The organism is Bacteroidia bacterium, assembly GCA_027493955.1.
In the GTDB taxonomy this organism is placed as follows: Bacteria; Bacteroidota; Ignavibacteria; order SZUA-365; family SZUA-365; genus JAOSJT01.
Genome location: JAOSJT010000001.1, coordinates 5,041,276 through 5,055,374, shown reverse-complemented (window position 1 = coordinate 5,055,374; position 14,099 = coordinate 5,041,276). Strand labels below are relative to the sequence as shown.

Annotated in this window: 8 protein-coding genes; 1 reads left to right on the top strand and 7 read right to left on the bottom strand. The window is 55.1% G+C overall.

All coding sequences use genetic code 11. The features are described from left to right. Positions 1 to 286 precede the first annotated feature (286 nt). On the top strand, positions 287 to 1,558 hold the full coding sequence (locus M5R41_19090; protein ID MCZ7558499.1) for a DUF6161 domain-containing protein: 1,272 nt from the start codon (positions 287 to 289) through the stop codon (positions 1,556 to 1,558). A 543-nt stretch (positions 1,559 to 2,101) separates the two neighbouring features. Here the strand turns inward: M5R41_19090 and M5R41_19085 are convergent. From M5R41_19085 to M5R41_19055, 7 genes are all read right to left on the bottom strand, one after another. Then, positions 2,102 to 3,133, bottom strand: a complete 1,032-nt coding sequence (locus M5R41_19085) for a hypothetical protein (protein ID MCZ7558498.1) — start codon at positions 3,131 to 3,133, stop codon at positions 2,102 to 2,104. 205 nt (positions 3,134 to 3,338) lie between these two features. Then, positions 3,339 to 3,779, bottom strand: a complete 441-nt coding sequence (locus M5R41_19080) for a hypothetical protein (GenBank protein MCZ7558497.1) — start codon at positions 3,777 to 3,779, stop codon at positions 3,339 to 3,341. Positions 3,780 to 3,828: 49 nt separating this feature from the next. Next, positions 3,829 to 4,269, bottom strand: coding sequence for a helix-turn-helix domain-containing protein (locus tag M5R41_19075; protein MCZ7558496.1), 441 nt, complete (start codon positions 4,267 to 4,269; stop codon positions 3,829 to 3,831). Beyond that, positions 4,266 to 4,793: a hypothetical protein gene (locus M5R41_19070; GenBank protein ID MCZ7558495.1), complete on the bottom strand. Its 528-nt coding sequence runs from the start codon at positions 4,791 to 4,793 to the stop codon at positions 4,266 to 4,268. The genes M5R41_19075 and M5R41_19070 overlap by 4 nt, the downstream gene beginning before the upstream one ends. A gap of 1,118 nt (positions 4,794 to 5,911) precedes the next feature. Then, on the bottom strand, positions 5,912 to 7,243 hold the full coding sequence (locus M5R41_19065) for an ATP-binding protein (protein MCZ7558494.1): 1,332 nt from the start codon (positions 7,241 to 7,243) through the stop codon (positions 5,912 to 5,914). 190 nt (positions 7,244 to 7,433) lie between these two features. Then, a complete protein-coding gene (locus M5R41_19060) occupies positions 7,434 to 8,504 on the bottom strand; it encodes a DUF4157 domain-containing protein (protein MCZ7558493.1) in 1,071 nt (356 codons plus the stop codon). Between the two features lie 52 nt (positions 8,505 to 8,556). Continuing rightward, positions 8,557 to 14,076, bottom strand: coding sequence for a DUF4157 domain-containing protein (locus M5R41_19055; GenBank protein MCZ7558492.1), 5,520 nt, complete (start codon positions 14,074 to 14,076; stop codon positions 8,557 to 8,559). Positions 14,077 to 14,099: the final 23 nt, after the last annotated feature.

The window sequence follows — 14,099 nt, the reverse complement described above, 5'->3', positions numbered from 1 at the left end:
GTAACGTTGTCGGTATTACATTTGCAGCCATCCACTTACTTGAACAACCAATCAATACGTACGTAATGGCGTGCTACTTCCGCGAACATAGGGCCGAGCGTGGATGGAACTTCAGGTGCCGCTGTACCGCAATTTGGTTTTTATGTACACCTTTTGTACGAGAGCGAATCAATAGTTCCACAGAAGGCACGCAGTGAGGAGATATGTGGTGCAGCGATCTGGAGAATCTCCGCACAACGCACCGCAAAATAATTGAAATATTAATCTCCATAATCCGAGACTGATCATGTCAGAGAACGTTGACACAGAAGCGAAAGCACCATCGATCACCTTTTCATCAGGCTTCATTCATACAGAAACCGCTACCGTCGTAGGAATATCCGCCGCGATCGAATTCTGCACACGAGAGTACGATTTTTGGGAAAGCATTAGAGCAGATAAACCACGGGATCCGGTTGGGATTATTGCCAATCGGCATGCGATACACTACAACCACCAAAGACAACGATTATCTGCATTCATCGATCCCAAGTCTCCGAGTAGTATCACGATCGAGGAGATACAGAAGGGCCTGAACACTAAAGTACTGCACGGATCGAAGGTTCTCATCTTGTTCTCTGATTCTCCGATTACAAGTCGTCTTATCGATTACCTACAGCGTAAAGGTGCATTTGCCGAAGGAGTAATGTCTTATCTCGGACATGCCAACATTGGTGAACAATTGTTCTCTGGCAATAGTCGCCCGGAGTCCGCTGAGCTCTTACGAGGATTTTTATCCGCGCACCGTCTTCGGGAAATGCATACTCAGACGGGCGAACTGGGTACAGATCCCTCGCTCAGTGCACTCAACTCAATCCTGCAGACAGCAAGAGATACGTACACTGTTGCATTTTCAGAGTTGGGCGAAACGAGGGACAAACTTGAGACAAATACTACGAAGTTCACATCAGACATGGAATCTCTGATTAGTCAGGCGAACACCCAGTGGGAGGAAGAGAGAGTTGAACGAGAAAAAGCCGCACATCAGGTGGACGTAGAATTCGACAATCTGAAGAATCGATTTCAAGAGCAACTTCGATTGCGGGGGCCATCCAAACAGTGGGAGGCTGCGGCGACGGAGCACAGGAACTGGGGATTAAAATGGGCCGCGCTGCTGATCGCAACAATCGTATGTTCAACCATACTCGTGGTGCATCTTCTTTATAATCCCCCGGAGGTTTTCGGCGTATCAATTTCGGAATGGACAAAGCCAGAGACCATCAAGGGATTGTTGTTGTTTGCAGCTTTGCTTTCGTTACTTGCCTTTCTGGTGAGAACGTTCTCAAAATTGGCAATCAGTTCATTTCACCTACAGCGCGATGCGTCTGAGCGCCTCGTGCTGACCAGCTATTTCTTGGCCTTGATCGAAGAGGGCGCCATACAGCCGGAGGATCGGGAGATTGTGCTGAAATCGTTATTCAGCCGCGCAGATACCGGCTTGCTCAGTGGGGATAGCGGCCCAACAATGCCAACGAGTGGGACGATCTTTGAAACTTTCGCATCAAAGAAGCAGAATTGAATTCTTTTCGTAAATTGCATTGAATGTATCGTTGAGACATAATCTCAACTCGCAACAAGCTCAATCGTTTGTCCAACAATTGGTGTAATCGTTTCAGTTTTTTCAGGCTGCAGAGCCCTCGTCATCATAATTCAAATCGTTTTGAAGGAGGTTACTATGGAACTCGTATTTGCAGTAATGGCTCTTGGGGCGGCTCTAGCGGGGCGACCTAACTTACGGTTTTGTCACTTGTAGCCAGAAGCAACTGAGCACTACATTCATGAAGTGGGCGCTAAACGCGTGAGGACTAGAGCAAGGGGGGTGTAATTCCCCCGCCCCTCCCAAGAAGTCTATCCACTCAATATCTCACACGCCAACGGTTCTGCGAGTCGACGTGCTGGATACGTTCATCGAGCGCCATAGAATTTATCTTCAGTCCGAATGCTCGTAATCGATTAGATTAGGTGACCGAATATTTTGAGTTTCAGCAGCAAACGCGCAACGCCTTAACCACTCCGTATGAAACCGCCTGATCCGCCTCACCGCCGTCAACGAGTGAGCACCTCACCATTTTCTTCGCCGAAGCTCCATTGACCGGACGTCACTTGTGTCTTTGAACCAATCCAACCGTTGGGCCATGTTAAAATTGTCTTCCCGGATGTAGCTGAGAGCTGCCATGTCATGAAACATGTACTCAGGTTTCATGATCCCTTTGTATGACCAAAAATACGAACAGCGCAAATAATCATGAAGATCGAGAAACTCCGGAGGAAGGGTGATTCCTTTCATCTGCTCGATTTTCATGCTTTGCAATGCTCGAGCGCTGAAGTCAGGGTCAGAACCGATCTTGGTGGGAATGTAGTCGACGACAAGTCGCACAAATGAGGTCGGAAAAACACGTTTAAAGGAGACATAGACAGTTTCAGAAGTGGTTTTACCACCATGTCCCGTGAGAAGGCGGGCGTACAACGTGTCCAAATCAGCTTTATCTCGGTATCTGAATGAGTATCCTGTCATTATTCCAGGTATATCAAATTTCAAATACAGCGCATCAATCGAGGTCCCTTCTTCGTTGATAGATTCGATATCAATGACCACCGAGTTCTTTGATTGCGAAGCGTCAAGGCGGAGCACAGGTTTCACCAAGGACATCTCTTTGATCTCAGAGTCGCTGAGATACTTCAGTAATCCTTTATTAATGACTTCAATCGATTTACCATAAAAATCACTTTCGCGAGCATCCCTCCCGTCATCGCTGAATTCTTCGGTTCTCCATACAGACACTGAACTCGTGTCGCCGCGAAAACCTGAGTCTAACTTCGCAATGATTTCCATGTTACTGGAGAGGATCTGCTTGCTCACTCTAAGATTTTCAGTATCCTCGCTTGAAGTTGCGTAGATGCTAAACACCATCCCAAGGAAAAGAATAATGTTGCCGAACCATCGGGTCTTTTTTGTACCGGCTGATTGGGAATTTAATATAATCCCGCTGGTAGTGATTGCTCCAATACTAAGCACATGCCAAATCGATTCGGTGAAGACATAGGCCACTGTAGCGAGTGTACTGAGAACAAGAATAATGAGGGCGATATTCACGTACCGGTTCTTCCCCAAATTATTGAATCTAATCCTATCAGAATTTGTTGCCAAAGCAATTGCCAGTTGTTTTCCGGGCTGATAGATCAGTTCTGTAAACAGAATCGAACGAGTACCGACAGGACGACCTCGACGAGGCTTGGGGCGAACCTGTGACGGAGGGATACACAACGGATAAGCACGAGGGCATCAAAGCAAGTCCCCTTTACAACTGATGTTCAATGTTTGCTTCCTCAGTAGATGCGGTTTCTTCCTCCTGACGCCTATTTTTCTCCTTCATGATAGAGGCGACATCCACCAGAGGCAGCAAATATCTTCCATTCCTGGATTTCGACGTCACATCGTCGAGAATTACCCGTGCGAGCGAGTACGCCGCCATGAAACAGTTTTGGACGATCTCCGGCGGTGAAAATTTAACGGCATCCGGGTTGATATCCGGATCATGTTTAAAAAAAGCTGTGAGTTTTATTTCCAGAGAGTACGGTATAATTTCAGTGAGTTCAGACCCGGCATTCACCGCAATCGAAACAGGCATCATGAAGCGTTCCTCATCTTCTTTCTTGAAGAAATCGAAATCGCAGTCCAGATGATCGTTGAACTCCGCGTACTTCCCGGGCTCAAAGGCGTCGTTTGCCTGAATGTTCAAAGAATCCAGGGAGTAGTATTCGAGTTGTAGATTGCAGTAGGGATACATATTACACTCCTGCCGTTTGACGTGCGCGTTGCGCCAAAAGTGAAAATGGCACACGGTACTCCTCTTCATTCGGCTGCGCAAGCGTTGGGATATGTGTCGTCACCGGCCAGACCATGGTGCGCTGCGGTTGAAGCAGGTGTTGCAGAAAAGCTTCCGTCGCTTCAGGTTGTCTCTGCTCAGTATACAGGAGTTCCGTATCCAAAGCTTCTTCAAGGCGGGCGATGGCTCGTAGCGTGAGATTCGCCTCACCTTTGAGTATGTAGCTTATGCGTGCCTCAGACAGGTTCATCTTGTCCGCCAGATCCCGCTGCAACCATTTCTTTTCCTCTAACGCGCTCTGAATTCGCAGCGCTATCGTATGCTTGAACTCAACCTCACGCTTCTCACTTCTCGTAACGGTCTGCAGAAAGCGCTCTAGGATAGACATTTGTACACCTTTCAAAATATTTCCTGGATCTCAAAATGGTCCGGTAAGCCGGAAAAGTCAGATTTACCATCAATCAGCCGATAGCCCGGCCAGGCTCGTATCGCGGCTTGTATCGCCGCCAATTCGTCTCTCGCACGTTTCAACTCGGAGTTGTACTCGGTTCTCGCGTGTTCCTCGTCCTTCGGTTTGACCCCCCCGTTGCCGACGATAAAAAGATTATCGCTGAACCTGGCACCGAAAAGCCTGAGATGGTGCTCATTTTTCCTACCCTTCTCACGAAGCTTGTATGTTCGATGTTCAGAATCTCCGTCATCTGTAAGAAGCACTCGCAGGAATCCTGTTGTGAACAACAGCTCTGTTAAACGTACGATTATGTGTCGATGCGCAGAATGCTGCTTAAGTTGCTCGTTCTCAAGAAATTTTTCGAACTCGGTAAGACGCTCATCGTCTTTGGTGTAGCTGTAGAGGGTCCGTCGCTGACTACGCTGGCGCGAATCGAGGTACGTTGCTTGTTGGATTCGGACGAGTGTAATCTTCACTTCACATTTAAGTTAAGTTGGAGTACCAATATAGGCAAGGCAGTAATACAGTTGCAAGTGTACGGAGTGATTTCGCGATTTTTTTCGTGTTTTTTTTATCATTTCGGCACTTTCACCCGTCAATAGACAGGTCCAGGCCACCGATAACGGTATCTGCGTCATCAAGGATTTGCATTTCCTCTTCACCAATGAATACTTGAAGAGGTTATGCAGGGGCAATCGTCGATGGGTAACAGAGAACAACTCCTGTTAATGACATCTTGGAGTCGGTGCTTGCGAAAGTCGTAGAAACCGGACGCAGGCCCTTCTCCGCCTGAGGCGGACGCACCCGTAAACGAGAGTACCTCAAACCAAGATTTTGCTGCGGGTGCTACGCTCAGGGTGACGGTACTTGTGAATGCGCGAAAAAGCTGATGTCATCCACGAAATGGGCCGGTATCCGCCCAGGCGGACTGGTGGGCACACGGTTAATGACATCTTGGAGTCGGTGCTTGCGAAAGTCGTAGAAACCGGACGCAGGCCCTTCTCCGCCTGAGGCGGACGCACCCGTAAACGAGAGTACCTCAAACCAAGATTTTGCCGCGGGTGCTACGCTCAGGGTGACGGTACTTGTGAATGCGCGAAAAAGCTGATGTCATCCACGAAATGGGCCGGTATCCGCCCAGGCGGACTGGTGGGCACACGGTTAATGACATCTTGGAGTCGGTGCTTGCGAAAGTCGTAGAAACCGGACGCAGGCCCTTCTCCGCCTGAGGCGGACGCACCCGTAAACGAGAGTACCTCAAACCAAGATTTTGCTGCGGGTGCTACGCTCAGGGTGACGGTACTTGTGAATGCGCGAAAAAGCTGATGTCACCCACGAAATGGGCCGGTGTCCGCCTGAGGCGGACTGCTGGGCACACAGTTTATGACATCTTGGAGTCGGTGCTTGCGAAAGTCGTAGAAACCGGACGCAGGCCCTTCTCCGCCTGAGGCGGACGCACCCGTAAACGAGAGTACCTCAAACCATGATTCTGCCGCAGGTGCTACGCTCAGGGTGACGGTACTTGTGAATGCGCGAAAAAGCTGATGTCATTCACGAAATGGGCCACGTATTGCCGCAGCGTGGCACCTCCCGATCACAGCACTTTCTCTTCCTTCCGGAATTCCTTCCGCAACCCCTCCATCACATCGTGGAGGCGCAGTGCGCTGTCGTCGCGGGCGAAGGCGCGAAGGGCCGCGTATTGCATGACGTTGACAATGCCGGCGCCGGAGATCTCATGCTGCGAGGCGAGTGCGGACCAGTCGATGCTCTCCTCCGGCGTCAGAAGCTCCGGGATGCTGCCGGTCCAGATGCGGAGGCGTTCGGAGGCGCCGGGCATGGGAAAATGGATGATGGAGTGAAAGCGGCGCAAAAATGCTTCGTCGATGTTGTTCTTGAAATTGGACGCGAGGATAAGCAGACCGTCGTATTCCTCGATGCGCTGAAGGAGATAGGCCACCTCCTGATTGGCGTATTTGTCATGCGCGCTCTGCACGGTGGTGCGCTTGCCGAACAAGGCGTCGGCTTCGTCGAAGAACAAGATCCAGTTTTTCCGTGCCGCGCGGGAAAAAACCCATTCGATATGTTTTTCCGTTTCTCCGATGTACTTCGACACCACCTGCGAGAGATCGATGCGGTACACCGGCAGCTGGTATTCCTTGCCGAGCAAGGTGGCGGTGAGGGTCTTTCCCGTGCCGGCCGGACCGTAAAACAATACGCGGTAGCCGGGTTTCACTTTTTTCGCCAGTACCGCGTCGCGCAGCAGCTTCGCGCCGTGTTCGGTCCAGAGTCGTATATCCTCCACCTGCTCCATGGTCTGCGGATGCAGCACCAGATCGCTCCACTCCATCTTCGTTCCGATGCGCCGGGCCGGAAACTCGCCGCTGTAGACGGGCGACGCGTCCGAGCCGATGAGCACTTTCTCCAGCCAGTCCTCGTCCGGCTGCAGGCGACCACTCATCGCGGGCTCGCCTTCCTTGACGTATTCGAGCTGCAGCAGCGCGTGCTTCGCCAGCGCCGCGTCGTCGCTGAAGAGCCGCTGCGCGCGCAGGCGGCCCGCGATGTCCAGGCCCGCGAGCACGAACAGCGCCGTCTCGCCCGTCGGCAGCATGGCGCGATGCTGCTGCCCTTTCACACCGCCGAATTCGGGGAATTCCCCTCCTTCAGGCAACACCTCCGCGATTACACGTTCGTAAAAACCCGGCTGCAATTGCGGTGCCAATGCGAGCAGAAGAATGATTTTCTCCTCCATCGCCAGCGAATCCGCCACGCCGATGCAGGTATCCACGGCGGACCAGCGCGCATCATCGTCGAACTCGTCGAGACCGAAACCGGTGCCGTGTACATGCGCAGCGATGCGCCTCTGAAGGATATCCTTCAGCAGCGCCAGCGCCGTGGTGAAATGAGATGAAATGCTATGTGGTGTCATGGAGTTCAAGATACGATGTAGAGGGGAAAGGGCGAAGAGCGAAGAGCAATTCGCAGAGAGCATAGCGCACGCATAACGCCTGCGTTGTGCGTTGCGCCTAGCGCAGACATCTCGAATGAATACCGCACAGGACCAGCGAGATTCCCGCGCAGCGCTCTCGGCTCTCTGCGCTCCGCTCTCTGCTCTCTGCTCACTTGTCTTCGCAGTCGAGGTCTATGGGAACGACGTAGGGGTCGAGGGCGTCGCTTTTGGCCTGCGCGGCGGCTTCGCGGGCAACGGCGTGGTCGTCGTGCATTTTCTGTACATGCGCCTCGAGTCCGTCCTTGCAGCCGGTGTAGCTGATCGGCAGCGTGACGGTGCCGTTGTAGGTGTTGAAGGCCGCCACATGCTCCTGCTCGTGCGGGGCGATTTTGCCGTCAATGACTTCGCGGACGCGCTGTTGCTGGCATTTCGTGAGACCGTCGGGGACGTCGGGGAGAGTGACGGTGGTGGTGACGCTGTACGTGAGGACAAGCGAGCCGGTGATGGACCAGCAGTCGTCGCAGCCGGCGCAGTTCTTTGCGGGCGACCCTTTCAGATTTTTCGTTGTTCCGCTGCCCCCGTCGAATGTGCGGTCGGTTCTTCCGGTAACGGTGATGCTCTTGCCGAATACCGTTCGTACGCTGGGCTTGCCGTACGTGCTGAAGTCGGGCAGACTCTCCGGCTGCATCATGCGCTCTTCTTCTTTCTCCGCTTCCTGTTCCTTGCGGTCGCTCATCGCATCGTTCGCCGGAACGGCATCCTCTTCCGCTTTCATGAGGACGAGACCACTGTCCCGGTGCCGCGCTGCATGCAGAAGTTCATGTCCGAGCAGGCGCTGCCCGGCATCGGGTCCCGCGGTGAGCCAATCGGGATTCACGACGACGTGGTTTTTCCAGGTAAACGCTTTCGCGCCGATGTCCCTGGACGCGCGCCGGGCCTCGTGATCGTCGTGCACACGGATGCCGTCGAGGGAGACGCCGAGTTTGCGTTCGAAGAAATCGCGCTTCCCGGCTTCAAGGGGCTTGCCGCGGGACGCGAGCTTCATGACATAATTCTCGAAGAACGGCGTTTCGCTGCCGACGGCAACACGGGGAGTCCGTTGCGCGTCGTGCGTACTCTCCCCTTCGCCGCGTTTCTGCCTTCCCTGGAAAAATGGCGTCGGCATGGCGGCAGTGTGTCGCCGAGCGCCGGCTGCCATACGTCTACGGAAACGCGCTCGATATTTGATGGCAGGTTTCATAGTCTTTCTCCTATGGTATTGGTATTGGTGTTCTCAGTGTGATAGGAGTGCATCATGCGGCCTCCCCCGCTCCGACACGATACAGCTTGATCCGCGCGTTGTTCTTCACCGCCTCGAGTCGTGTCCGCGCCTCCTTGCGCACCTTCGCCTCTTCCTCCGCTTCCTTCTTCCGGGCCTCGTCAAGGTTGGCCGGAATGGGCTCGTCACCGCCGAACGCGGCGTTGGCGAGTGCTTCCCAGGATACGAAGCGCGTCTTCTTCGCTTTGTAGGCATCCACGATTGCCTGGGCGGTCACGGCATCCACTTCGCCCAGATTGAGCACGATGGAGGGATCCTTGAGCGCGTCTTCCAGATACACCACGGGCGGCTTCTGTCCGCCGGCGAGGTCGTAATCCTTGACGGTGCGGCTGATGGGATTGGGGACGTCTTTTTCCGCAATAGGCTGTTTTCGGACGAACTCGTTGCCTTTTTTCTCCAGGATATACGATGCGCACAGCATGGAGTGGGGGACGGAATCCTCGGCGTCGATGATGGCTTTCTTGGTCGCGGCGTCGGGGTCGTTCGCCGCATCGATATCCTTTTTCAGGGAGGCGGCGTCGGGACGCGCGGCGTATTGCGGCGCAATGGTGTACTCGACAATCGCACCGGAATCAACGGCGGCCTTGGTGAGAGACTCCACCTGTTCCTCGTGCTTGTGATTCCCGTCGCGGGAGAGCGGCGTCAGATTATTCCAGACGCCCTTCCCGCCGAGATGTTCGTTGAGCAAATGCCCGCGCACGTAATAGCTTGCTCCACCCGCCATTCTGCGCTGATCGAGCACATCGTAGATGTTGTGCTTCGCAGCGGTGGGCGTGGAGCCCTGCTCGAACTTGCCTTTCGCGAGCTTGTATCCGCGCGCAAAGGTCCCGAAGGTCGTGGGGCCGGCACTGTCCGGTGTGTGCTTGATTTCGGACTTGTCCACCTCTGCGGTGGAACCGAAAAGGGTGACCGTGATGGGGGCGAGCTGTTCGAGGAGTTTTTCCACCTCTTCAATTTTTTTCTTCTTGCTCTCCTCCTTTTTCTCGTCGGTATCACCCTCCAGCTTTTCACGACGTTTTTTGTCGATTGCTGCGGCGATGGCAAGCGCCTCCTTCTTCGCGGTCGCCTTCTCTTTTTCCTTCTTCTCATCCACTTTCACACTTTCGATGAAGGAGCTGTAGGGCGTGGGATTGCTTGCGACGGTGAGTACGGCGTTTTCCTCTGACCCGGTGAAATACAGACGATGCTGTTCGCCATTCGCCGCAAAGCGCTTTTCAAGGCCCAGCCATTTCCTGAATGCGGCAACGACTTTCTGGCCCGCGGTTTTGAGCATTTCCAACAGTTTACCACCGGCGGCAATGGCTTTGTCGATGAGCCAATCCACGGCGGCGTCCACCTTCTCGCGTATGGCGCCGATGATTTCGGCGATCTTCTGTCCGATTTTCCCGAGCCCGACCTGATTGGCCAGGAAGCCGATGATGATGGGAATGGCGCGCGCCATGGTGCGTTCGAGGAAATCCGCGGCCACTTTGATATTGCCGGTGGCGATTTCGGCCACCCCCTGCACGAAGGAGTTCAGGATGTTCAACATCTCCCGAATGTACTCGATAAACGACTGTATGGCGCGGTAGATCGCGATGACGCTGTTGATCACGGCCATGATGCCGGTGGGATCGAGCATGCTCAGAAGCTTGGTGACGACGGCTTCGATGATCTTGGTCATTATCCAGTTTTTCGCGGCGTCGAGCACAATGGTCCAGAGGTTGCTGAGCTTCTCCTGTATGTATTCCCAGATGGCGATGGGGCCGCGCTCCATCACATCGCGGATGAATTTCCATACCCCTTCGAGCTTGTCTATCATGCCTTTGATCCGGTCCACCTTGTCCTGGCCGATTTTCTCCGCGAGCTTTTTCCAGACCTTGTCCATGATCTGGCGCAGGGAGATGCCGAGAATCTGCATGATGAGGTTGAGTATGCTCTTGAAGCTCAGATCCGGTGGTTTCTGTATGCCGAGATCGCCGAGCTGATGGAAAAACCAGTCCGCGAGTCCGCTGAGGAGATGTTTGAGGATATTGTCGAAGAACTGTATGAAGCCCTGTTTGATGGCCTTGAGCAGATTCTTGAGGAAACCGATCGGGTCGCGCTTGATGCTGTCGAACACCGTGAGCACGCGGGCGATGAGCTGATTGACGACATCGATCGGGAAACTCATGACGACGAGCAGCACCTCGACCACGATCTTGACGATCTCGATGATAAAGGCCACGAGGCGCCGGACGGGCTGCGCGAAGGTGGCAACGATGCGCGCGAAGGCGGCCAGCGGATTGAGGAAGGCCGTCCAATCCAGGGAATTCCACAATTCGGTGAACAATCCGGTGATATAGGCCCAGGTGAAATTCAATCGCTTGATGGCCGCCATGATTTTCTGTGTTGTGCGATCTATGGCGCCGCTCTCCTTGAGCTGGCGGAATTGCTCCTCGCCGCCATCCATCAGACTCATGAAACCGCGGATGAGATTCTCCGCGTTGCGCGGCACCGTCTTGCCGGTGAACACATCCTTACCGAGAATCACGCAAATGAGGAAATAGCCGCGGGTTTCACTGGCGAATTTCGACAGCTTGTCGAGCAGCACTTCCTTGAGAATCTTCAGCAATTCGAGCATCGCATCGGTGATGAAATCCACGACACGCGTTACCGGACGTTCGAACTTGCCCGCGATCATGAGGAAGGTGTCGATGGGATGGAAGAGCGACTCGAAGCTCAGCTCGTCCCATATCTCCGTGAAGGCGTTGCCGATGTCGGAAACGGTGTCCGTTACGACGGAAATCGCCCGGTCAATCCATGCCGCGCAACGTTGGAAGATGCCGTTCTCCAGCATCTGTCCTTTGATCTGCGCACCGCGCTCGCCCAGCACGGCAAGTCCCGCATTGAGGATGTTTGCGCCGGTGAGCGGCACGGTTTCGCCGGTGATGGGATTCTCGCCCAGCACCACGCAGAGCAATTCGAAGGCGTTGGGGAAGTGATTGCGGACGAAGGACGTGACGTTCACGATGGCGATGTCTTTGACCATGGTGAGGAAGGTCTCGCCGCAGTCCACCGCGAAATCCACCACATCGGTCACCACGCCCTTGAACAGATCCGCGATGCGTGTGATCACGCCGTCGGGATCGCCGACATCGTCTATGCTCAGACCGTCCCAGAAGCGCTCGAAGCGACCCGCCACGCTTTCGATGAGAGTGACGAGCGAGACGATGCTTCCCAGCAGCCAGGTGGAGACGGGCACGGTGGCGTTGAAATAGTCCAGCACGCTGCGCACGAGTTCGCCTCCCACGGGCAGGAGGTCCAGCACGGCGGAGAGCACAGTGTCGCCGGTGCGCGTGACGCGCTCGCCGGTGATGGGATCGTATTCGAGGATGATACGGAGCAGCGTATAACCGGGAATACCGATCACGAAATCCCGGACTTTTTCGAGCAACCACTCCTTTGCGGCGTCAATACCCTGTTCGATGAATTCGGCGGCCTCGCTCACGACGTTGCTGACGGCATCCCAGGCATCCCCCAGCCACGATGCCTGCACTGCGCGGCCGGCGGTGGGCGTCAGTGAAGAACGTTGGAGCGGAAGCGCAACTGCATCGGGTGCGTTGGCGGGCGCATGATCGTCCTCCTCGGCGTCGGAGGCGAAGGCGTTCTCGTGCACGCTCGCTCCCGCGAAGCGCTGCATTTCCTCATCTTCTTCTTTCTTCTCGCTTTCACCGCTGTCACGTGTGCGCTGCAGGTCCCCCGATTCGGTGACACTCCAGACGCTCAGGTCGTGCTTCGCATCGACGTCCGGCCCATTCTCTTCGATCTGCTCCTCGTCGCTGTGCTTTCTCTGGGCCCCGAATTTTTCCTTGCGCAATTCGCGCAGTGAGCGCGGCTCGGTGTCGGCATCGCCATGCGCGGGATCGCGGAGATTTCCTTCCATCACGGCGAGGGGATTGAAGAACCCGTCCCACTGATCCGGACTGTGCGTCTGTTCCTGCACTTCACCGCCGAGGTTGTCGGTCCCGGCGGTATTGCCGTTGACCGATGTGATCATGCCGCCTTCGCTTTTCACGACGATGCCGTAATGCGAGCGCTTCTGTCTGTACGCGATGTCGCCCGGCTTGGGCAGATACCCCGGAGGGTAGGCGGATTCCGGCGGGAACATGGGTTCGCCCAGACGCCACTTGGGCATGGGCACGCCGGATTTGTTCAGACTCCAGAACACGAAGATGCCGCACCAGCTCGGCATGGCGTCGCGGAGTTCCTTTTCATTGGGGTCCGACTGATTGGGAATTTGTCCCATCACTTCGGATTTCTTTTTTATATGCTGCTCCCACACTGTGCCGCGCACACCGCTGGCATTGCTTACGATTTTATCCTCGCCAAAGGTGGTTTTGAAATACTCGAGCAGGCGTTCCCAGCCGACACGATAGCCGTCGGGTCCTTCCTTGTTCGCGATCACCTTCCCCTGCTCACCCTGTGCAAGAGTGACGGCGTGATCGAGTTGCGGCACGACGGCCTGGCGGTGTACGAGTGTTGCTCCCCGCACCGGCGTATAGCGTTGCACGGAAGACGGATACGCGGGACTGGCGCCCTGTTGTATTGTGTGCGTCAGTTCGTGCGCGAGAAGCGTTTTCCCGGCATGGCTTTCGGTGTCGTAGCGGCCGCTGTTGAAATAGATATGGTTGCCCCACGTAAACGCATGGGCATGAATATCCCTGTTCATTTCCTGGGCACGCGTGTCGGTATGCACACGGACACCCGAAAAATCGGCTCCGAAGCGCTGCTCCATGAAACTGCGTGTATGATCGGGAAGCGCATCCCCGCTCGCGGAGGTTCCGTGCAGCGTGTGTTCAAATGTGTCCCGCACGCGCGGAGGGCCACGGCCGCTCCGCAGGATGATATCCGAAGCGTGCATCCCCCGGTTGATGCCCGGGCGATAGGGCTGCACGCCGATATTGGACCCTTCCTTCTCTTTTTCATCCATTACCTCCGGCCCACTGCGCTTGAGCACATCGCAGCGTTTGGCCTGCACCTCCTCCTCTTCTTCCTGTTCTCCCTGCCGCTGCAGGGCTGTGCTATGCTTTGCCTGAACAGGTTCTTCTTCTTCTTCCTTGCCGGTCTCACGCTGGACGAGATTGCTCCGCTTTGTCTGGAGCGGTTCTTCCTCTTCCCTGTCCTGCAGGCGCTGCACCACCGGAAGCGGATACGCTGTGTCGTGATCATCGTCATGATCCTGCGCTGCGCGGTCGATACCGGGTGCTTCAACCGACGCATGGCCGGACAGCGGCGCTGCCCGCTGAGGCGGGGCGGGCATGCGCATCACGCTGTCGGCCATGGCGTCGGCTTCACGTTCGTGTGTATCGCCGGGCGTGCTGACGGTGAGTTTGGGCTGCACCGCTGTCGGTGCGAAAAACGATCCGCTTGCTGTGACCTGCTCCCCCGCTTTCGCCGCGAAAAACGGTGCGCTGTCCTGACGGCGCTGCAGCTGTGCCGCGGGTTTGAGCGTTTTTTCGGCGGAGGCGAACATACCGTGTACCGATCGGGAAGCGC